Source organism: Pseudomonas avellanae BPIC 631, from assembly GCF_000444135.1.
GTDB lineage: Bacteria > Pseudomonadota > Gammaproteobacteria > Pseudomonadales > Pseudomonadaceae > Aquipseudomonas > Aquipseudomonas avellanae.
Genome location: NZ_ATDK01000230.1, coordinates 1 through 22,551 on the forward strand (window position 1 = coordinate 1; position 22,551 = coordinate 22,551).

A 22,551-nucleotide genomic window follows, 5' to 3' on the forward strand; every position below is an offset into this window, starting at 1 on the left:
TGGCCAAACTGGATCGTGATGCGTTCTTCAATGCTGAGTTCATGATATGACATAGGTTCACCGTACCGGATTGGTCAGGTGTTGCGCTCAGTTTTTGCCGCCGCCACTTTAAAAAGCTCAGATATCCTATGGGTGGAGTGACCGATAAGTTGTTCTCGCAATTTTTTAAAAATCTATCCAGCTCTGACTCATCAGCGCCTGGCGTTAGCAGATATGATTCACTCGTTCCGAAATTTTATCTTCTAAGTTTTTAGATTTCATTAGCGCCATCGCAGTACGTGTGATCGGTAGACGTGCCTACGAAGAATTTAGGCATTTCCTTGGCTGCTGTTTCTAACCGAAGGCTTGGAGGCTTTTTCATTCAATGCCCATTATGTTCATAAAATTCAGCCTCCTTCAGTTTTAAAGTCGATTACACAGTGTGCTGGTAATACTTACAGGTCCAAGACTGAGGCTCTGGTTTTGTCAAAAATATTAACGTCATTTTTTGAAAGCAAATCTTCAAATTTTGCACTACCGTGTTCGTCTATAAAATTCTTTTCTGAATCATGAATGGCTATGCATTGAAGCCAATTAATCCTGACGTCAGAGAATAACAGCTCTGGAAAATGTCCTTCGTTCCACAAAAAGGGTACTGTTAAATAGATATGAGGCATTGTAGCGTCAGGAAAATATTCGTAGATAATATTCTCCATTACCTCGCCCGGCATCACCGCATTTTCAGTTCTTAAAATCTTGAATGCTGTAGAGATGACAAAATTACACCATTCTTTTTCGTCGTCAGGCGCACCGGCGCAAAGTTCAACTCGGGTGATAAATTCTGATCCATCAGCTTCGCGAAGAAAAGTCTCGGATAATCCTACTGTTCCTATGGATATCATACCTTTGTCAATTTCATCCGGCACTGTGAGCAACTCAAGTGATAAAGTTTTATTGTCATTGTAATAGTTGTTTACACGGAAATCATTTTTTCCGAATACAGACAGCTCATGCTTAACTATGGCGGTGCGCTGTGGGCTGGGTACTCTTTTCATACTAGTCTCCTAAGTAATAGCCATCTGTAGTATCCTCGCCGAGGTGTCCTCGATTTGAGGCGGGTAACTCTGGTCTATATTTTTCCGCTTTATTGAATTCATCTAAAAATTGTTTCCTACTAATACCTCTTGCCTCAGCGCTTCTTACGTGTTTCCAATGTTCGTAGCCTGGTTTATGCCCCATATCCCATGGTTCGGCTTTATTCAAAGGAACATTTGTAAGAGGGTCTCTGACGATGCCGTCGCTGCTTTTAGTGGCAGCGTTCTCCCACACTTTATCTCGAACTCCGGATCTAAATTTTCCCTATTATAGAGGGTTTTTGACCAAGTAGAAGGCTTGTCACTTGCAGTCTTAGGTTTTACCTGTATATTTCCTAAATTCGAGCCTAAGCCGTTAGCAGTTATTTTGTATTTGGCATCGAACGCTATCCCTCTTTTTGCGCCTAGCCCCCCACCAATAAAACCGCCTACGAATGTGGATATTTTTTGTCCATCACCGTCCTCTTCAAAGACGCGTCCACCTATCCAGGAGCCTGCTTGACTCCCGAATAGCCCGCCGAAGAAACCGAACGCGACTACTATGGGCCCAGCGAGTACCGTACCGCTGGCCAGTCCTAAACCCAAAACTGAATTCTCTAGCCACTCAGGCACCTCGGGATTAATGTCATCTGTGGTCTCGGTTCCACCACCGATGAACACATTCGAGGAACCCGCACTAATCTTTCCATCGCAGGCGGTTCGATCACCTACTCGAGCGGCAGGTTGGCCATTAATTGAGACTGAATCACTGCCCTGCGCCAATACTTGAGGCTTTTCTGCATGTTGCTCACATTCTGCCGTGTCTATATGTGCTCGGGCAGCAGGCTTGCCGTTAATAGATACGTTCGGGGAGCCAGACACTATTTTTCCTGTATTGTCGCAGGCAAATGAGAGACTCCCCAGCAGTTGTCCGATGCCTGCACCTGTGGATGCGCCTACACCAACCATTGCGGCGAGTGCAAGGGCACCAAAACCACCGGTTCCTACGACAGCTATGCCAATTAGAACGGCGCCGGCACCCACAGCCAGGCCAGCCAGCAGCCCTTGTAGTGCGCTAGAGTGTTCGATTGGATCATCAACTCGAGCCGCAGCGGCACTCATAACGGAATAGCTTCTTTTAACGAGTCATCGTCTGGTGTTGTGTACCTCAACTCTAAGGTATCAATCAAGGTGAAGAAAGCAGCCCGCTCCTCCGGCGTCATCGCGCTGACATTATTGCTGGTGCCGGTAATCTGCATCAAAAGCGTTTGCCCTTGCTCATCCCGGTGCAGAAAGATCAGTTGTAACTGGTGCACCGGCTGACCCTGCTGTCGCCATCTGAATTCGACCTGACGCGCATCGATTCCGGCTACTTGGGTCGGGAAAAGCGGTTCTAGCCAGTCCAGGTGGGACAGGGTCTTTCCCAGCTCCGTGAGCAGCTGTTGCGCCATGGACTCCAGGTCTGCGTCCGGTTCGACTACCGACCGCCCTATGACAACTGAAAAAGGGCTAGGCCCGAGGTCTGTCAGTGTGAACACATGAAACGTCTTGTCCTTGAACCCCTCTGGACGAATGAAGCTCAGCTCATTGGTCTGAAAGCGTTCAGGCACTGGAATGGCATCAAGGGCTTCTTGTATCAGACGCTCTTCTTCCAGACGCTTTTCTTCGCGAATGCGAGCCTCGGAAATGCGATCAAAAAGGCTTCCACGCTCACCCGGTCTTCTATACATGCGGCTACTCCTTGTCAGTCGCTTACTTGTTCAGGTTGATTTTCGTCGTGCCTTCAACGTTCACCATGATCCCGGACAGGGTGATGGTCCCGTCCTTGTTCATGACCAGCTTGCTGGAGCCCACCTCAAGCGTGATGGAGGTAGCAGCCTTTATTTTTACTTCGCCTTTGTCGACGGTGACGAAGTACGAGCCTTCCTCTACTGCAATGCTCGCTTCAAGCTGGATGGTTTCTGAGTGTTTGCCCTTGACCGTGATCTTTCTGTCACCGCCGACGGTATGACTTTCATTGGCCTCGACGTGGGTGTCCAGGTCGCGCTCGGCGTGCAGGCTTACCTGCTCTGCGCCAGCCTTGTCCTCAAAGCGAAAGAAGTTGGCGTTGCCGCCGTGGCCTTTTATGGAGCGCGTCAGAAAACCGCTTTGGGTCTTGTTGGCTGGCAACGACCACGGCGGAGTGTTCCGGCTGTTGTACACGCTGCCCATGATCAGAGGCCGATCAGGGTTGCCATCGAGGAAGACCATGACCACTTCGTCGTCAACGCGAGGGATCTGGATGCTGCCGAATCCGCCGCTTGCGCCGGATTGAGCGACGCGGACCCAGCATGAGCTCTTGTTATCGCGCTGACCTTTGCGGTCCCAGTGGAACTGGACCTTTACGCGACCCAGTTCGTCGGTAAAGATTTCTTCGCCCGGCGGGCCGACGACAAGGGCGGTTTGCGGGCCGTAAATAGTCGGGCGTGGTGTGGCGAGTTGAGGGCGGAAAACGATCTTTTTACGCACACAGGAAAACGTATTGAAGTAACCCGCCTGCTGGCCAGTGAGGTAGTTGTTGTGGCCGCTACTGCTGACACTGACGAGCAGGAACTGACGGTTTTCAGCCAATCCGTGATCGTGGTCATAGTGCTGCAACAACTCGAAGGTGTAGCCGGGTTTCATTGCACGGCAGTTACTGGCCCCTTGAAAGTCTTTGCCCTTCAGTTCCAGTGCTTCGATCCGCCGACGCAGCAACGTTTCGCCCTCGTGGGACGTTCCGTGGGTGTATTGACCGGGGAAATCATAGATCTCGAAATGTTCGACGTCGCCCTGCTGGTTCAGGCTGTTCATGACAACAGGCAACCGATTGTTCGGCTGGCGATAATCGAAAGTCTGCACCGCCATCCGCGATGCCTGCAAATGGCGGTTGGCGCTCCAGTCAGTGATGGAGTCTGCCAACTCGGTTACTGATGCGGTATGAAAGCGGATCTGCGGTTGTTCGGGCAACGGCACCAGCGAGGTGGAGTCGTCGCAGATGATCATGGTGTGACCTTCGGCGGTGTGCTCGAAGTAGTAGAACAATCCTTCTTCTTCCAGCAGGCGCTGGACGAAGCTGAAGTCAGACTCACGGTACTGGGTGATGTAGGTATGGCGCTTTAGCTGCGTGGCCAGACGGAATTCGTGGCGAGAGATTGCGGAGCACTGCGCAAACACTTGAGCGACCACTTCATCGACCGTATTGCTCTGAAAAATGCGGGTATCAACGCGGTTTTCCAGCATCGCGAACCAGGGCCGCAATGTGGCGGTGTAGCGAGCCATGCCGCCGTCGCTTCCGACGCTGGCAAAGCGTGTCAGGTATCCAGCGATATAACGTGAGGAGCCGTCAGCCAGTTCAATTTCGATCACCGAATGCTGGCCCATCATCGACTTCAGCTTGATCCCCGAGTCGTAGTGAATGAGCAATAGCTCAAAGCTGTAAGCCTGAGAAAGCCCTTCTGTGCCGCTGAAGGACTCCAGCAGCAATTCCTGATTGGGATTGGCGAGATTCCTGAATTTGAAAAGACGCCGGTTTTGCGGCGAGAGCATCGCGGCAAGGTCCATCAACATGTACATCTCCTTGAAGGCTGGGCGTCGGACGCCGCCGGATTCAACGGCTCCTGCTCGTACTGACGAACAGGTCGCGGGCCTGGTACGCAAGCATCAACCTTATGGAGTACTGCTGCGACGTCTACAGCCCATGAGGTCAGCGTTAAATCTCTGAAAATGTTGTGGGAATCGGGCTACAGACGTGACCGATACCTCGCAAATATCAGCGAGTGTGACCGCAACAACGGGTGAAAGTGCCAGTGGTCGGGTATGTTTGAACGAATACGATCTAAGCAAACGCGACGATTTACGGCCATGAAAGCAGGTGTTCAGGTCGCTATAAAGGCGGGATGTTCGTGGAGTTCGAATGCCATAACGTGCTGGCTTACAAGGCTGGATAAGTTACGTGTGTAGCGGGGATACCGGATACTACCTGATTATTCTCAAAGAGCGATTGATGCATAAAAGCCCGCACAAGCGGGCCATTTACTGGTCTTGGAACAGCAGGACTTCATGCAGAAAGCCGAGAACAACCGACAGCCACCCAAACCGCCGGTCACTCCCCATTCAGCCTCAGTCCAGCCTCAACTCAGGCGGCTCTGGCGCATCCTTGGTTGCCGGGGCCACTTTGGTGTTTACCGGTTGCAGCGTGGTTTGCCCAGCCGGTGCGCCGTGTTTGTCGCTTGGCTCGGCGGGCACCAGTTTGTATTCCAGGCCCTGGGTGTTTTTGAGGTAGATCTCCATCTGACGGAACGAGATGTTGATGTGCTGTTTCTTGAACTCGCGGTTAATGAAGCGGTTGATCTCGTCGAGCACCGGGTTGCGGTCGCCCAGGTCGCGGACGTGCATGCGCAGTTCGTGGTCGAGGGTGCTTTCGCCGAAGTTCAGGAAGTAGACGATGGGCTCTGGCTCCTTGAGCACCCGAGGGTTTTCCCGCGCGGCTTGCAGCAGCAGGGAGCGCACCAGGTCCAGGTCCGAGCCGTAATCCACGCCCAGCTTGAGCGTTACGCGGGTGACGGTGTCGGTCAGCGACCAGTTGATGAGCTGGCCGGTGATGAAGGTTTTGTTCGGGACGATGATGTCCTTGCGGTCGAAGTCGGTGATGGTCGTGGCGCGGATGCGGATCTTGCTGACCGTACCCGACAGGGCACCGATGGTGATGGTGTCGCCGATCCGTACCGGGCGCTCGAAGAGGATCATGATGCCGGAGATGAAGTTGGCGAAGATCTCCTGCATGCCGAAGCCCAGGCCCACTGACAGCGCTGCGACCAGCCACTGCAGCTTGTCCCAGCTCACGCCCAGTGTCGACAGCGTGGTCACAAAGCCGACGCCTGCGATGGTGTAGGACAGCAGCGTGGTGGTGGCGTACGCGCTGCCTTGCGCCAGGTTCATGCGTGACAGCACAAGCACCTCGAGCAAGCCGGGCAGGTTGCCCGCCAGCACAAACGTGATGACGATGATGACCCCGGCACCGAGGAAGTCGCTCAGGCTGATCGGCACCATGCTCATGTTGGCGCCGGTGCCGCTGGTGTATTCGTAAAGAATGATGTTGTCCAGGTAGGCGAACACTGTGATCAGCTCGGCCCAGACCAGATACAGTGCGCCGACGAAGCCGGCCAGCAGGGCCAGACGAATCAGGCGCAGCGACTGCTGGTTGACCTGTTCGATGTCCAGTTTCGGTTCTTCGACAGGGATGTCGCTGTCACCGTTTTCTCGCGCAGCCTGACGTTTGGCCAGCGCACGCTGGTAGGCCAGTCGCCGTGCGGCAACGCCCAGACCACGAACGAAGGTGGCTTCGACCATCAGCCAGATCATCATCAGGTACAGCGTGTCGATCAGACGGTCGCTGAGCTTGAGGGCGGTGTAGTAGTAGCCGAAGCACACCGCCAGAAAGAGCGCGACCGGCAATGCCGTGAACGCCACGCCCAGCGTCTTGCGGAACAGCGACGCGTTGTGGTGCGTTGGGCTGGAGAGCAGCAATCGGCCCAGCAGCCAGGTCATCAGCGCGTAACAGGTCAGCACCACGCCGATACCCAGCACGTCGTCGGCCAGCGCGGCCGGTTGATGCTCGGCGACCGCAACCACGGCGACCAGCGCCAGCACCACCAACCCCAGGCGACGAACCCAGCCGCGCAGGAACGCGACCTGCGCCGGTTCCCAGCGAAAGTGCAGCTGCGCAACGCCGGACGGGGCCAGCACGCGGTAGGCGGTGTAGAACACCAGCCAAGCCAGCGCGATCTGCAGCAAGGCCTCGCCGAGGTTGGCGTTTTGCCCGCGCGCATCGATTTGCAGGGCATAGCCACACAGCGCCAGCCCCAGTGCGACCGGCATTGCCAGCAGCACGTTGATCAGCAGCGCCAGCGGGGTTTTCCACTGGCTGTCACGTTTGAAGTGGCCGATGTCGGCGTGCAGCCGGTTGAGCTTCTGGTACAGCGCCTTGCGCCTCCAGGTCAGCACGCCGATCAGCAGCAACAGCGGCAGAAACAGCAGCGGGCGTTGCGTCAGGCCGTCCGACAGTTCGCTGAGGCTGGACGTCCAGGGCAGGGTCGCGACCTGTTTTTGCAGGCGCGGCCAGATGTTCTGGAACCACTCCAGGTCCAGTGGCTTGTTGCTGGGGATCCAGAACATCTGCTCGTCCAGCGTGGAGCGCAGGCCGACGGCGGTGCTGGTCAGCTGCTTCTGGTTCAATTGCAGCGTGATGGACTCGTTGAGCAACGCGCTCAACTCACGATTCAGGCGTTCGAGCAGGTCGCTGCGGGTGATGGCCAGATCAAGCAGCGTCCTGCGCAGTTGCGGGGTGACATTTTCCGGGGGCTGGGTGGCGAGCAGCCGTTCGACGTAAGCGGTCGGTGTGCTCATCTGCTCGCGTTGCTGATTGACGTCGAACTGATACAGGCGAATGTTGGCGATTTCGTCAGCCAGGCCTTTGTCCAGTTCCAGGTGCGGCAACGACTGTTTTTGCTTGTAGAGAATCTTGGACAGCAGCAGGCTGCCGCTCAGCACGTTGATCTGCTCGCTGAGGGCTTGATCGGTCTGCGTCAGGTTGTCCAGTTGCTGCTTGGTCTTGAGGTTTTGCTGGGTCAGTTCGTTGAGACGGTCGGTGCCGCGCAACAGGTAATCCGACAGCTTGAGGTTGGCCGCGCTTTCGGTCGCCAGCAGGCTGCTGCCGCCGGATTTCTGCGCTTCCAGAGAAATATCGGCTACAGTTTTCTGCGACTGGGCGCGACGCTTATCGTTGATCAGGGTTTGCAGGTCCTGAATTTCCTGCTCCTGACGGGCGACTTTTTCGGTCAGCAAGTCGTGCTGGCTGTTGCCCAGGTCCTGCAACTGGCTGTTGCCGGCCAGTTCCTGGCGACGCAGCAGGTTCAGCGCGTTGATCGAGGCCAGTTCCGCGTTGAGCAGATTGCGCTGATCGGCGCTCAGGGTTTTGCCGTTGTCTTTGCCATTCTTGAGGATGGCGTTGATCTGCTGGATGCGTGTCTGATTGGCGCTGATTTCAGTCTGCGCCCGTTCTGGCCGGGTTTGCGCGGTGATGGCCAGGCTGTTGGCTTCGTTAAGCTCGCTTTGCAGATCACTTTGCTGGGTGCTGCGCTGGCTGAGCAGTTGCTCCAGTTGCGGCACATCAAGGCCGCCGTAGCGCTGCGCGACCGCAACGACCTTGCTTTCTTTCAACCGGGCCAGCTCGCGCTGGTTGTCCGAGGTCTGTTTCGGCGCTTGAGCCAGTTGCTGCTTGAGGGCGATCAGCTTTTGTTCGCTGTCGTCTTTGCTGTTGAGAAACGCCAGCGTCTGCTCAAGCACCTGCTGCAAGGCCTTCTGGTCGGCATCAGGCAGTTTGCGATCGGCAATCTTGTCGAGGCTTTGCTGCACGGCATCGCGGGTGGGCGGCTCGGCGGCCAGCGCCGGGACGGTAGACAGGCAAAGCGCAAACAGTGCGGCAGCACAAATGAAACGCAGGGAAAACATAGACACCGGTCGCATGATGATACGTGTGGGTTGGCAGTTTAAAGGAACAGTCCGGGGCCCGGGCGGGTTCCTTCGGGGAATTTGACGCCGACTTTCTGGATCTTGTTCCCGTCCATCACGGCAACGGTCCAAATAGTGCCATTCCATTCAATCTGGTCACCCACCACAGGCTCGCCGCGATTCTTTTGCACGATGAACTGGCTGAGCGGCATTCCGGGGTCGATGCCGTCGAGTTTCAGGCCGTACAGCGCCGCCACTTCGCCCAGCCGCGCATCGCCTTCGAGTACGAAATCGCCGAAAAAGCGCAGGTCCAGACCGCGTTGCGGTGCTTGGCTGAACAGTTTGCCCAGCGCTGGAAGGTCGTGTTCGTGGCCGATTACACACAGCAGGTCGCCCACTTCCAGGGTCGTACTGCCAGACGGGTGCAGCAGCTGCTGGCCGCGAAACAATGCGGCAATACGTGTGCCTTCCGGCATCTTCAATTCGCGCAGCGCCGCACCGATGCACCATTTTTCAGCGCCCAGCCGGTAAACGAACAGCTCCCATTCGCTGGTGACATGCACCTCCAGCGCGGCGCGGGAAATAGGCGCGGGGTCTGGCGGAACCGTCACTTTCAGCAGCTTGGCCATCCACGGCAGGCTGGTGCCTTGCAGCAGCAGCGAAACCAGCACGATGAAGAAGGCCAGGTTGAAATACAGTTGCGCGTTGGGCAGCCCGGCCATCAGCGGGAACACCGCCAGAATGATCGGGACCGCCCCACGCAGGCCGACCCAGGCAATGAACGCCTTTTCGCGACCATGAAACGCCTTGAACGGCAGCAGGCCGACCATCACCGACAACGGGCGTGCGACCAGAATCATCCACAGCGCCAGGCCCAGCGCCGGTATCGCAATCGGCAGCAGGTCGTGCGGTGTGACCAGCAGGCCCAACACCAGAAACATGCCGATCTGCGCCAGCCAGGCCATCCCGTCGAGCATGTGCAGAATGCCGTGGCGGCTGCGGATCGGCCGGTTACCGAGCACCAGGCCGCACAGGTACACCGCAAGAAAACCGCTGCCATGAATGGCGTTGGTCAGGGCAAAGATCGCCAGCCCCCCCGCGATGACCAGAATCGGGTACAGCCCGGCGGCCAGATTGATGCGGTTGACCAGTTGCAGCAAAATCCAGCCGCCACCCAGGCCGATGAAACTGCCGATACCGAATTCCTGAATCAGGTGCCCCAGCAGGCCCCAGTGCAGGCCGGTCTGGCCACTGGCGAGCATACCGATCAGGGTCACGGTCAAGAACACCGCCATGGGATCATTACTGCCCGATTCGATCTCAAGGCTTGCGGTGACACGCTCGTTCAGGCCTTTGCCGCCGAGCAGCGAGAACACCGCTGCGGCGTCTGTCGAACCGACGATGGCGCCGATCAGCAGGCCCTGAATAAGGCTCAGGTTGAACAGCCACGCGGCGACCATGCCGGTCAATACAGTGGTGATCAACACGCCTACCGTTGCCAGCGACAAGGCCGGCCACAGCGCTACCCGAAAACTGGCCACCCGCGTTCGCAGGCCGCCGTCGAGCAGGATGACGGCCAGCGCGAGGTTGCCGACCAGGTAGGCGGTAGCGTAGTTATCGAAGATGATCCCGCCGCCATCCACGCCCGCCACCATGCCCACGGCCAGAATGATAACCAGAATAGGAATGCCGAGGCGCGATGAGAGAGAACTGACCAGGATGCTTGCGGCTACCAGCAACGCGCCGATCAGGAACAGGCTGTTGATGGTGGTGGCGTCCAAGGGCGGTACTCCATACAAAACGAAAGTGAAGCGAAAAGCGGAAAAGTGACCATGCAGTCCGCGTGCCAAGGGATTTAACCTGTTGAATTGCTTGGCTGTCAAAGTGCAATTTCAAGTCTGGGGCAGATGAAGCTCTCCGGCACACGTGATTCGCGACCATGAGTCGTTACTGAATATATATACACCGCAGGCCAAACGCTCTAAGTCCTAACGTCTGTGCTCCACCCCTCAGAGAGTTTTCATCATGGACGAAGATGATTTTGCAAAAGGCTCGGTTACCGACGAACAGTTTTGGGCGCGTGTCCGGGAGAACTTTTCGGTGAGCGATTACTTTCGGCTGAACAGGATCAGCCTGAAGTCGCCTGCAGCCCAGGCCAGCGAAGATGTGAAGCGCGAATGCCTGGCGAAGTGGGACGTGGAGCTCGAGCCGGACGAAACACTGATCGCGACCCTGTTCCTTGAGGACCCGAGTGCCTATCCGGCACCGCAACGGGCCAATGTCGTGCACGCCATGACATTGACCCAGGCGCTGCTGCGTAACTGGCAACAAAAGGGCAACGGCGACTGGTTCGATCACCTCGGGCATCTGCTGGCTCATCGTGACGGCGGTTTCAACTGTCAGGTCGTTGACGAAAAACTGCCGACTTATGACTGCATTGCATATGAGGCTGTCTACCGGAAAACTGACCCCCAGCACTACGGCTCGACTACCCAACTTGCCATCACTGCCGAGGCATTCAAGCAATACATCTGGGATCATAATCTGCAATCAGGCTATCTCGCCTACCTGAAGCAGTTCTGGCAGGCGCACGCCAAAGACTACAACCTTATGCTCAAGGCCGGATTGTTCAAGGCGGCCTGGCTACAAGCCGACGAACAGACTCTCAAGGCCGAGCACAAGGCCATGATCCTGGAGGCGCTCGGCTTGCCTGGCGATCGGGGCTGGAAAGAACTGAGCTTCGACGATTTTGTCGCCGCCCCGGTTTCCACTCGCGTGACGATTTCCGAATTGCGGGTGCATGGTTACAGCGCGGTCGACATCATGGTCATACGCAGTGCCGATTCGCCGACTGTACTGCTCTATATACCCGGTAACTCGTCGCCCATTCATACCTTCAAAAACGCCGACGCACTCAAGGACTGGGTCGCGCTGATGTGCAGGGATCCGGGCAAGCGCCGTTCTTTCGAGGGGCATTTCAGCGCTGCAGATGATGTCGATGGTTTTTTCTACAGCGGTGTTGCCACTGCGCTGCGAGGCTTTGCGGTCTATCCGAAGCTGCTGGATTCCGCGACCGGTGCCTGGAACCCCCGCAAACTGGTGCAGTTCGGCGAGCCTTTGCATCCGTGGCCGTTTTCGCACTTCAAGGATCGGGTCAAGGCGAAGTCAGAAACCGATGCGCTGCAAAAAATTCGCAGCCATGACGACTATTGGAAAGAAGAAGTCAGCAGTGGCTTGAGCGAGTGCGTGTCTGTCCTGGGAGGCGTCTCCATCGTCTTTCCCGAACTTATGCCGGTGATTGCGGGGCTGTCTCTTGCGCTGGTAGGACTTGGCGTCGACGCGGCAGTGAATGGTCGCACGCTCGAAGAGCGCCAGGCAGGGCTTGGGCGGATTGCTTTCGGCGTATTGAATGCGTTGCCGATCCTTGCCGAGGAGGGCGCTGCGGTCGAGGCAGGAGTTGAAACGGGGCTGGTTGACGACGCGGGTGGCGGCTATGAGGTTTCTGGCCCATCTACAATCGACCCTGCTATAGAGGTCGAGCCGGTTCCTGTTTTCAGGGAAGAACCTCCAGCCTTGCGCTCGCTCAATCCAAAAATGCGTCGCCTGTTGCGTGCTCTCCAGGTGCCTCAAGAATTACCGGGCCTGGCACCGGGCGAAGTGGCGGGTATCTATCCGCTTGAAGGCAGAAGCTACATCGAGTTGCATGATCGTACCTTCCGGGTGGAGTGGGTGCCGCAGGAAAAGCAGTACCGAATTCGCACGGCCTCGGACCCGCGAGCCTGGGGCCCCTATGTGAAGACTATCGACACCGGCTATTGGGATCTGGACCTCAAGCCGGGGTTGCGCGGCGGGGAGAGCTTCGATGGGTCGCAGTTGCCGCCTGCCAGCGAGGCAGAAATTGCCTCAATGTCGGTTGTGGCTGGCGAGCCTGCAATCGAGGTGCAGCGCTGGGCACCCAAAGTGCAGGTCGAGTTGCCTCTGGATCAGATCATGATCGAGGAAGTCCTGAGCCAGGAAAAAGGAACGGTCGTAGAGAAATACTTCATTCAGATTGGAGGCAGCAGGAAGAGCGTCTATTACGATGCCGATATCCTGTGCTGGAGAACTGACCAGTCTTCAAGCGGGCTCGTCTGGCTGGACCGCAACGGGGGCTGGAACAGCGGGTCTGAGGATGCATTCAGAAAGGTAAGGGCAAAACTGCCACAGAGCCGCCGCTTCGAAATCTATGCCTTCCCTCGCGTGCCCAGGATTCCTGCAGATGCCGAGCCCGTCAGCCGTGTGGTTCATCATATATGGCTGGGCGAACGAATGCCGGGCAATAACCTGCTGGAAAAGATGCTCGACAACATGCGAACCAGTCCGGACTTGCGCTTCGAGCTGCATATCGATATCAACCACCCGACGGCCCATCGGCAGTTAGTGGATTACTTTAGCGAACATTCGCAAATGCAGATTTCCAGACTCAAGGAAGAAGCGTTTTTCCCCTCATTCTTGAATGGAGAAAATGGCGAGGCGTTCAACTATTTCATGCATTCGGATAATCGTAATTATGCTGCTGCTTCGGACGTTCTACGTTACCGGCTGATCGACGAGTATGGCGGCATTTATCTTGATTGCGATGACACCATTGATGTTTCTTTCGCTGGCGCGCCATTAAAAGCCGGGCCCAATGATGTATTACTGGGAAGGCGTCTGGAGGCGAAGCAATTGAGCTACACCGGGCCAGGTAACAGCCATTTCGCCAGCCGCCCGAACAACCCGGTTCTGAAGAGGTTCCTGAAAGAAATAAACACCCGCTTTCAGAATGAAAAGCAGACCAACAACGCGTTTTTCAGCACGCGTAGACCCTTCATTGATCGCAGCAGTGAAGCCTTGCGAAGCGCTTCGAAAGACAGAATGACGCCCTACATGACGCGCATTTCAGACCTGACCGGTCCCAAACTCATGTCAGACGTCTTGAGAAAACTGCGACCTGACTATTTTGATCTGCTGGAGCGTTCCTACTTACCGGTTGATGAAGTCCTGTCCGTGTTGTACATCGAACACCTGAACGAGGCCGTGGACTTTTATTTTCCCTTCAAGAGAGTCGCGAAAATCTCGTCAGGCTCTGAGAACGGTTGGTAACGGATACTGTTTACATCGGCTCGGCTCTTTCGCCAGACGGGCGGTTTGCTGAATAAGGACCACATGTAACGCTATAGATAGTTAGTGCCACACTTGTATCAATGGGTGACTACATGCATGACTTCTCTCATACAGGAAGACGTCATGACATCCACACCTTCGATAGCCCATATACCTGATCAGCAACTGCTGCGTGAACGCGCGCGGCAGTTTTTTCTCGATTATCCCGATCTGCACGGTCTGGCCTCCAGCGTAGCCAGCAAGATCATGCTTCGGCACACGAAAAAGGTGTTCAACCCTGACAAGGTCTACTGGCATCGTTTCGGCAGCGCAAGCAGCAGTCCGCGCACATTTACCGGCTGGCAGCATTCCGGCAAACCGTTGCAGTCGATGACATTGATCGAACTGCTCATGCAGAATTTCAGTGCCCACGACCAGGAGGCCAGTGACGAGCTGTCTCTTTACGGCGGTTTCTACACCGATGGTCCTGATCACGAGTTTTTCGACGAGCGCAATGAAGTGCCAATGTTGCCTCAAGATGTACTCAAGGACATGTGGACGCTCGACTTCAGCACTTTGTACACCCGACGCATGGACCGCTTCTGGAGCGCGCACAGTGAAAACTTCTGCATTCTGGCCAAGGCGCACTATCTGGTGGCAGCCGCTAATTGCTTGCGCAAGGGCCAGCTTTCGTCAGACGATTTCAAACACGTCACGTGCATCGTTACCGCTGATCCCTCGCAGGCTCCAACGCTGAATAACTTGCGCAACTCGCGCCCGTCAATGCCCGGCCTTTCGGTGCATATGCTGGACATCAATGGCATCAAGGCTCATGACATCCTGCGCATCGTTATCGCCGGTGGGCGGGAGGTGATTTACTGCCCCGACGCAGAGCAGCCCTTTCGGGTGTTCGACAACGAACGCGCTGTTTACAACTGGCTCAAGGGCCAGTTCACGAGCGAACAGGCGGGCAAGGCGCTGACAGGCCATTTCCTGCGTGGCGAGGCGACACGAACACAAGACAGTGCCAGGTTTTCTCGCGGGGTCAGCGATTTGCTCGCGCACGACTGGCGTGCTGACGTTCGGCTCATCAATCAATCCCAGGCGCCCATTGTGGGTGATCCCTTCACTTACCTGCGTGACATCGCTCGTCAGGTAATGACTGCTGACGCACATCAATTGCTGACCTCCAATGCCGATCTGCGTAAACAGATGTGGATCGGTTATCTGAGCGCGTTCATGCAGGTTTTTGGCGGGCTCGCCCCGCTGGGCTGGCCAATCGCCTTGACGCTGGTTGGCGCAAGCCTTGCCAATATCGGGTTGAACATCGATCAGGCGGTCAATGGCAAGACCCCGGCGCAACGCCGGGCTGGTGTGTTGGGCGCCATTCTCAACACCCTCTACCTGCTCTTTAATCTGCCGCTGTTGATGTCCATTCGGGCCACGCCCGAGCCTACGTCGTTAGCGCGGGCGGACGTCGTGTCACTCTCCGGTGAAGTTGTGCAGAGCGGCGCCCCTGTCGATCCACTGGAAAACATTGAAGGCAACCTGCTGCTGGACAGCCTCACGCCTTCAGCCGAAGAAGGTAGGTTTCGTGGCATTTACTCGGTGGGCAAGGGCGAAACCTGGATCAAGATTGCGCAGTTGCCGTATCGCGTGATGTTCAATGAACAGCAGCAATGCTGGTTTATCGTCAACCCGGACAATCCTTTTGCGTTCATCGACAGCAGGTCTGTACGTCTGAGTGCTGACGGGGAGTGGACGTTGATGAAACCACTCGGCTTGCAGGGCGGCTCGCCCATGGATGGGCAGGTTCCTTCGACCAGCGCATCTGCCCCGACAGGCAAACCTTACGCAACGGTGCGATCGACGTTTTGGGACAGGTATCTGCAAACGGACATGTTCAACGAGCAGGACTATGCAGAAACAGCCCTGACTCGTCAGAAAGAGGCCATGGCGATCTGGGAGCCAACCCCGGAGGATGTTCTGGAGTCTGATTCTTCGCCGGAAGGCGATGAGGTGTACAAAGACCCTTGGCATGGCAAGCATCGGGTGTTCAAGGTCGGTCAGGACGAGTATTACGGCAGAAATATCATGCTCTATACCCAGAATGACTCGGAGTTCAATCGGTTCCTGCGTACGGGCGAGAGCAACAGGGTCAATCAGGTACGACTCATCGAGCACCTCGCCGAGGACATTCATGTGGTGGGGTACAACAATGATGTCGAGTTGTATCGGGGTGGCAGCGGCGAGCGGGGCACTTCGGGAGCTGTATTTCGCAGTGGGAAGATCAAGGTCGGCGATGTGCTGGTCAATACCGATATCACTTCGTTCAGCGAAAACCCCTATGTGGTCAGCGCCTTCGCCAGCAGTCGGGCCGGGGCGCCGGTTAGTGCCATGATTGGGCCGGTAACGTTCGATGACACATCGGTGGTCTTCATTTTGCCCAAAGGTCGATATTTGAGGGCCACCCCGATTGCGCCCTTTTCAGCGTCACCCGAGGAGGCGGAGTCGATCTTTCTGCCCGGCTGCTATTTCAAGGTCGAGAGCATCGAAGAGGTAGTCGGCGAGTTTTACCGCATTATGAAAATCCAGATGCAAGAGGTTGACCGCCCGGCTCAAGGACGGCCACTTTACGATTTGCGTACAGGCGAACCTTTCAGTCGAGAGCACTACGCACTCAAGTTAGGGGCGGAAGCCAAGGTACTGGTCGACCGGTTTTTTCCACAGAACCCGGTCACTGATCTGTTCAGTCCTCACTGATCAAGCGCTAGCCAGTTTTTCATCAGAACCAGTCATCGCGCATTGCCAGACAGGTGTCATCGCGGTTTTCCAGAATCGCCAGTTCGTGATGGCAGCCCGGTACTTCCCACGTCAGGAAGTACCGGGCAGCTTGCAACTTGCCCTGATAAAAATCACTGTCCGCCGAATTACCCTTGCCCAGGCCTTCCTCGGCGCGGATCGCCTGTTCCAGCCAGCGCCAGCCTATTACCGTGTGACCGAATGCCTTGAGGTACAGCGCCGAGTTGGCCAGTGTGCTGGTGATCCTGCCCTGCGCCAGATCGCCCAGCAGCCCCAGAGTGACAGCCTGCAAGCTAGCAACCAATTGCTCCAGAGGTTGGCGCAATTCAACGAGTGACGCGTGAGCCTGCGCGCGCTCGCAGGTGCTGGCGATCAGGCGCAGCAGTTGCTTGAGACCGGTGCCGCCGTTCTGCGCCAGCTTGCGCCCGAGCAGGTCCAGTGACTGGATGCCGTGAGTGCCTTCATGAATCGGATTGAGCCGGTTGTCGCGGTAGTACTGCTCAACGGGGTACTCGCGGGTGTAACCATGACCGCCGAGCACCTGAATCGCCAGTTCATTGGCCTTGAGGCAGAATTCCGAAGGCCAGGATTTGACAACGGGGGTCAGCAGGTCCAGCAGTTCATGGGCGTGCTTGCGGACGTCTTCTGTTTCCCCGGTCTGGGTGTCGTCGAACAGCCGTGAGGCATACAGGCACAGGTCGAATGCGCCCTCTACGTAAGCCTTCTGGGTCAGCAACATGCGTCGCACGTCAGCGTGCTGAATGATCGGCACGGGCGTGCTCTCGGGGCTTTTGCTGTCGGGCAGGCGACCCTGAGGTCGATCCCGGGCGTAATCCAGCGAATACAGATAGCCCGAGTAGCCCAACATGACAGCGCCCAGGCCAACGCCAATACGCGCTTCATTCATCATCTGGAACATGTACGTCAGGCCGTGATGCGGCTTGCCAACCAGATAGCCGACACACTCACCGTTATCGCCGAAATTCAGCGCTGTAGAGGTCGTGCCTTTCCAGCCCATCTTGTGAAACAGCCCGGCAAGCAGCACATCATTGCGCTTGCCTAAGCTGCCGTCGTCGTTGACCAGAAACTTGGGCACGATGAACAGTGAGATGCCTTTGACGCCACCTGGCGCATCCGGCAGTTTCGCCAGCACCAGGTGGACGATATTTTCCGACAGCGAATGATCGCCCCCGGAAATGAATATCTTGTTGCCGCGCAGCCGGTACGTGCCGTCATCGGCCGGTTCGGCGCGTGTGCGGATGTCTGACAATGATGAACCCGCATGGGGCTCGGTCAGCGCCATGGTGCCGAAAAAGCGTCCCTCGATCATCGGTTGTAGAAAGCGCTGCTTCTGCTCGTCACTGCCAAAACTTTCGATCAGGTTTGCGGCGCCCATGGTCAGAAACGGATAGGACGTGGTCCCGACGTTGGCGGCCTGAAAGTGGGCAAAGCAGGCTTGCGACAGCAGGGTAGGCAACTGCATGCCACCCACGTCGAAATCACGCGATGCGTTGAGAAAGCCCGCCGCGATAAACGCGTCCACTGCAGGCTTGACCTCCGGGATCAGAATCGCCTCGCCATTTTCATAGCGCGGTTCGTTTTCGTCAGCCTTGCGGTTATGCGGTGCAAAGTACTTTTCCGCGATGACGCGCGCCGTCCCCAGCGCTGCATCGAAGGTTTCCCGCGAATGCTCGGCAAAGCGCTCGCGACGCGTCAGACCTTCGGCGTCCAGCACTTCATACAGCTCGAAAGCCAGGTTTCGGGAACTGAGCAGCGACTCGGACATGATGGCGTACCTGTTCTTGGAATAGGCTCAGTCTAGGTTGCGTCGTGGGAAGAGGGTAGCAAGATTGATGAGGGTGATAGGCGAGCGTCGGAGAGAGGTATTGCTGTGAATAAAAACGGCACGCCGACACGGAGCGTCGCACGATAGTTGAGATTATCGTTCCTCACGCTCCAGCGTAGGAATGCCTTGCGTGACGCTCCGCGTCACAAATCTGCGCCACGCTGGGGACTCAATATCAGTCCCCAGCTCCTATCGCATCACCCTATCGTCATCAAGCTCGCATTGCCCCCCGCCGCCGCAGTGTTGACGCTCAATGCCCGTTCGATCACCAGGCGCTCCAGCGGGACGTTGGTTTCGCCGTGGGACAGGCCGTTGACGCCGACGATCGCGCCGCTGCGCTGGGCGATCTGTTGGCAGATGGCGCGCAATTGGTCGGAATCGCCGTGGTGCAGAACAGCGTCGATAGCGACTTCGTCCTTGGCCCAGTCAGGTATCAGCTTGATGCGGGCCTGAACTTCTTTTGGCAGGCGAGCGAAGAGCGGTTTGCTAACGTCGCTTTCCGGCCAGATGGCTGCACTGCCGACCGCCAGCACGGCTGCCAGTTGAATCAGCAGGTCGTTCTCGTCGTCAGCCAGGCACAGCACGTGCTCGCGTGGCAGGATGGCGTAACTGTTGCGCTCGCCGGTCGGGCCGGCCAGTTGGCGGGTGATGCCGCTTTGCGATTGCTCGGCGTACTGGCCGCACAGCGCATCCAGTTCGGCGTGCTGGCTGCTCGCTGCCCAGGCCTTCAAGGCTTGCAGCGGTTTGCTCATCACTTCGCGCAGACGTGTATCCGGTGCAACCAGTGCATCGCCACGCACAAACGATTTTTCGATGGCATCCAGCGGTCTTGTCGACAACAGGCGATACAGGTACAGCGGGCCACCGGCTTTAGGGCCGGTGCCAGACAGGCCTTCGCCGCCAAACGGCTGAACCCCGACCACCGCACCGACGATGTTGCGGTTGACGTAGACGTTACCGGCGTTGACGTTATCGATGACCTTGGCGATGGTTTCGTCGATGCGCGTGTGCACGCCGAGCGTCAGGCCGTAGCCGGATGCATTGATCTGGTCGATCAACAGGCCTAGCTCCTTACGCTTGTAGCGCACCACGTGCAGCACCGGGCCGAAGATTTCGCGTTGCAGTTCATCGAAGCTTTCCAGCTCGATCAAGGTTGGCATCACGTAGGTGCCGCGCTTGAGTTCGGCGCTTTCGGCGATGGCAACCTGATAAACCGTGCGGCCCTTGTCGCGCATTGCCTGGATGTGTTTCTCGATACCGGCCTTGGCCTCGGCGTCGATCACCGGCCCAATGTCCACGGACAAGCGTTCCGGGTTGCCCAAGCGGCTTTCAGCCATCGCGCCCTTGAGCATTTCGATGACGCGATCTGCCGAGTCTTCCTGCAGGCACAGCACGCGCAGTGCCGAGCAGCGTTGCCCTGCGCTGTCGAACGCCGAGGATACGACGTCTATGACCACTTGTTCGGTCAGTGCCGAGGAGTCCACGATCATTGCGTTCTGACCGCCGGTTTCGGCGATCAGCGGGATCGGACGGCCCTGAGAGTCCAGGCGACCGGCGACATTGCGTTGCAGCAGGCGGGCGACTTCGGTGGAACCGGTGAACATCACGCCCTTGACGCGCTCATCGCCCACCAGCCCGGCCCCGACGGTTTCGCCGCGGCCCGGCAGCAATTGCACCACGCCTTCCGGGATTCCGGCTTCAAGCAGCAAGCGTACCGCCTGAGCGGCAATCAGTGGCGTCTGCTCGGCGGGTTTGGCCAGTACCGGGTTACCTGCAGCCAATGCAGCGGCCACCTGACCACTGAAAATCGCCAGCGGGAAGTTCCACGGGCTGATGCAGACTACCGGGCCCAAAGGGCGGTGCGCATCATTGGTGAAGTCGTTGCGCGCCTGCACCGCGTAGTAGCGCAGGAAGTCCACGGCTTCACGCACTTCGGCGATGGCGTTGGCGAACGTCTTGCCTGCTTCACGGACCAGCAGGCCCATCAGCGGCTGAATCTCGGCTTCCATCAGGTCGGCGGCGCGCTCCAGAATCGCGGCGCGTTCGGCGGGCGGCGTGGCCTGCCAGATCGGGCCGGCGCTCAAGGCGCACTGGATGGCATTGTCGACATCCTGCAAGGATGCTTCCTGCACATGGCCGACCACGTCACGCAGATCCGACGGGTTCAACGCCGCAGCAAGCGTGCCTTCGCTGGCCGTGCAGCCGAGCATTGGCGTAGCTTTCCAGTCGTTGTGCGCGGTCGACAGCAGGGCTGAGGACAGCGAAGCCAGACGATGTTCGTTGGCCATGTCGATGCCACTGGAGTTGGCGCGCTCGGTGCCATACAGATCGCGCGGCAGCGGAATACGCGGGTGCGGCAAGCCAAAACCGCCTTCCTGCGTTGCCATGCGTTCGATCTGGCTGACCGGATCGGCGACGAGTTCCTGAATCGAGATCGAGTGGTCGGCAATCCGGTTGACGAACGAAGTGTTGGCGCCGTTTTCCAGCAGGCGACGGACCAGATAAGCCAGCAGGGTTTCGTGAGTGCCAACCGGCGCGTACACGCGGCATGGACGGTTCAGCTTGCCGTCGGCGACTTTGCCAACAACCTGCTCGTAGAGTGGCTCGCCCATGCCGTGCAGGCACTGGAACTCGTACTGGCCGGGGTAATAATTCTGACCGGCAATCTGGTAGATGGCCGCCAGGGTGTGGGCGTTGTGGGTGGCGAACTGCGGATAGATGACTTCCGGAGCGGCCAGCAGTTTGCGGGCGCAGGCGATGTAGGAAACGTCGGTGTACACCTTGCGGGTGTACACCGGATAGCCTTCCAGACCTTCAACCTGCGCGCGCTTGATTTCGCTGTCCCAATACGCGCCTTTTACCAGGCGGATCATCAGGCGATGGCGACTGCGCCGAGCCAGATCGATCACGTAGTCGATCACGTAAGGGCAGCGCTTCTGGTAAGCCTGAATCACGAAACCGATGCCGTTCCAGCCGGTCAGTTGCGGCTCGAAGCACAAGCGCTCAAGCAGATCGAGCGACAGCTCCAGGCGGTCAGCTTCTTCGGCGTCGATGTTCAGGCCGATGTCGTACTGTTTGGCCAGCAGGGTCAGCGACAGCAGGCGCGGGTAGAGCTCGCCCATGACGCGCTCGTACTGGGCGCGGCTGTAGCGCGGATGCAGTGCCGACAGCTTGATGGAAATACCCGGGCCTTCGTAGATGCCGCGACCGTGGGAGGCTTTGCCGATGGAATGAATGGCCTGCTCGTAGGACGCCAGATATTTCTGCGCATCGTGTTCGGTCAATGCCGCTTCACCCAGCATGTCGTAGGAGTAGCGGAAGCCCTTGGCTTCGAAACGACTGGCATTGGCCAGAGCCTCGCCGATGGTTTCGCCGGTGACGAACTGCTCACCCATCAGGCGCATGGCCATGTCGACGCCCTTGCGGATCATCGGTTCGCCGCGCTTGCCGATGATCCGGCTCAGCGAGGAGGTAAGGCCTGCTTCGTTGTGCGTGGCGACCAGCTTGCCGGTCAACAGCAGGCCCCAGGTGGCTGCGTTGACGAACAGCGACGGGCTGTTGCCCAGGTGCGGCTGCCAGTTGCCGTTGCTGATCTTGTCGCGAATCAAGGCATCGCGAGTGCCTTTGTCGGGAATACGCAGCAGCGCCTCAGCCAGGCACATCAGGGCAACGCCTTCCTGGGATGACAGCGAAAACTCCTGCAGCAGGCCTTGAACGATGCCTGCGCGCCCGCCCGCGCTTTTCTGATTGCGCAGTTTTTCGGCAATCGACGCAGCGAGCTTGTTGGTCGCTTCGGCGACAGGCGCTGTCAGGCGTGCCTGTTCCAGCAGCATGGGCACCACTTCCTGCTCCGGGCGACGGTAGGCGGAAGTGATCGCCGCACGCAGCACTGACTGCGGCTGAATGCTTTCGGCAAAATCCAGAAAGCATTGCAGGCCTGCATCTTCTGCCAGCTCACCACGGTCTTCGCTGTCTTTGCCTGTCGCGCCATTCAGCTCAAGCAAGGTTGCACCACTTTCCAGCTTTTCCAGGTAATTGAAAATCGCTTGCTTGATCAACCAGTGTGGCGTGCGGTCGATCGAATGGGCGGCGGCTTTCAATCGCTCGCGGGTAGGGTCGTCGAGCTTGACGCCCAAAGTGGTGGTGGCCATGTATTGTCCTCATTGTAGCCACTGCAAGTGTGGCGTCGGCTTTCAC

At 57.5% G+C, this 22,551-nt stretch carries 11 protein-coding genes; 2 read left to right on the forward strand and 9 right to left on the reverse strand.

What is annotated here, in order from left to right; translation table 11 throughout:
• Positions 1–434: 434 nt before the first annotated feature.
• The 7 genes from DW49_RS0111355 to DW49_RS0111380 form a co-directional block, all read right to left on the reverse strand.
• On the reverse strand, positions 435–1,034 hold the full coding sequence (locus tag DW49_RS0111355; protein ID WP_024421240.1) for a suppressor of fused domain protein: 600 nt from the start codon (positions 1,032–1,034) through the stop codon (positions 435–437).
• Between the two features lies 1 nt (position 1,035).
• Positions 1,036–1,218, reverse strand: a complete 183-nt coding sequence (locus DW49_RS1000000133915) for a GH-E family nuclease (RefSeq protein ID WP_269433777.1) — start codon at positions 1,216–1,218, stop codon at positions 1,036–1,038.
• 20 nt (positions 1,219–1,238) lie between these two features.
• On the reverse strand, positions 1,239–2,174 hold the full coding sequence (locus tag DW49_RS0111360) for a PAAR domain-containing protein (protein ID WP_086005789.1): 936 nt from the start codon (positions 2,172–2,174) through the stop codon (positions 1,239–1,241).
• The gene (locus DW49_RS0111365) at positions 2,171–2,782 is read right to left on the reverse strand and encodes a DcrB-related protein (protein ID WP_005620997.1); all 612 of its coding nucleotides are present in this window, start codon (positions 2,780–2,782) and stop codon (positions 2,171–2,173) included. The genes DW49_RS0111360 and DW49_RS0111365 overlap by 4 nt, the downstream gene beginning before the upstream one ends.
• A 22-nt stretch (positions 2,783–2,804) precedes the next feature.
• Complete coding sequence (tssI, locus tag DW49_RS0111370) at positions 2,805–4,640, reverse strand: type VI secretion system tip protein TssI/VgrG (RefSeq protein WP_005620995.1); 1,836 nt, start codon at positions 4,638–4,640, stop codon at positions 2,805–2,807.
• Between the two features lie 552 nt (positions 4,641–5,192).
• On the reverse strand, positions 5,193–8,582 hold the full coding sequence (gene mscK / locus DW49_RS0111375) for a mechanosensitive channel MscK (RefSeq protein ID WP_005620992.1): 3,390 nt from the start codon (positions 8,580–8,582) through the stop codon (positions 5,193–5,195).
• A gap of 38 nt (positions 8,583–8,620) precedes the next feature.
• A complete protein-coding gene (locus DW49_RS0111380; protein ID WP_005736929.1) occupies positions 8,621–10,363 on the reverse strand; it encodes a potassium/proton antiporter in 1,743 nt (580 codons plus the stop codon).
• Positions 10,364–10,607: 244 nt separating this feature from the next.
• On the opposite strand from DW49_RS0111380, the gene DW49_RS0111385 reads away from it, so the two are divergent.
• Together DW49_RS0111385 and DW49_RS0111390 are read left to right on the forward strand one after the other, a co-directional pair.
• Positions 10,608–13,706 (forward strand): dermonecrotic toxin domain-containing protein, encoded by a 3,099-nt coding sequence (locus DW49_RS0111385; protein ID WP_005620988.1) that lies wholly within the window; start codon positions 10,608–10,610, stop codon positions 13,704–13,706.
• A gap of 144 nt (positions 13,707–13,850) precedes the next feature.
• A complete protein-coding gene (locus tag DW49_RS0111390; protein WP_005620986.1) occupies positions 13,851–16,469 on the forward strand; it encodes a dermonecrotic toxin domain-containing protein in 2,619 nt (872 codons plus the stop codon).
• 22 nt (positions 16,470–16,491) lie between these two features.
• Here DW49_RS0111390 and DW49_RS0111395 read toward each other — a convergent pair whose 3' ends face one another.
• Both DW49_RS0111395 and putA read right to left on the reverse strand, forming a co-directional pair.
• The gene (locus DW49_RS0111395; protein WP_005620984.1) at positions 16,492–18,294 is read right to left on the reverse strand and encodes an acyl-CoA dehydrogenase; all 1,803 of its coding nucleotides are present in this window, start codon (positions 18,292–18,294) and stop codon (positions 16,492–16,494) included.
• A 257-nt stretch (positions 18,295–18,551) separates the two neighbouring features.
• On the reverse strand, positions 18,552–22,505 hold the full coding sequence (gene putA / locus DW49_RS0111400; RefSeq protein WP_024420565.1) for a trifunctional transcriptional regulator/proline dehydrogenase/L-glutamate gamma-semialdehyde dehydrogenase: 3,954 nt from the start codon (positions 22,503–22,505) through the stop codon (positions 18,552–18,554).
• Positions 22,506–22,551: the final 46 nt, after the last annotated feature.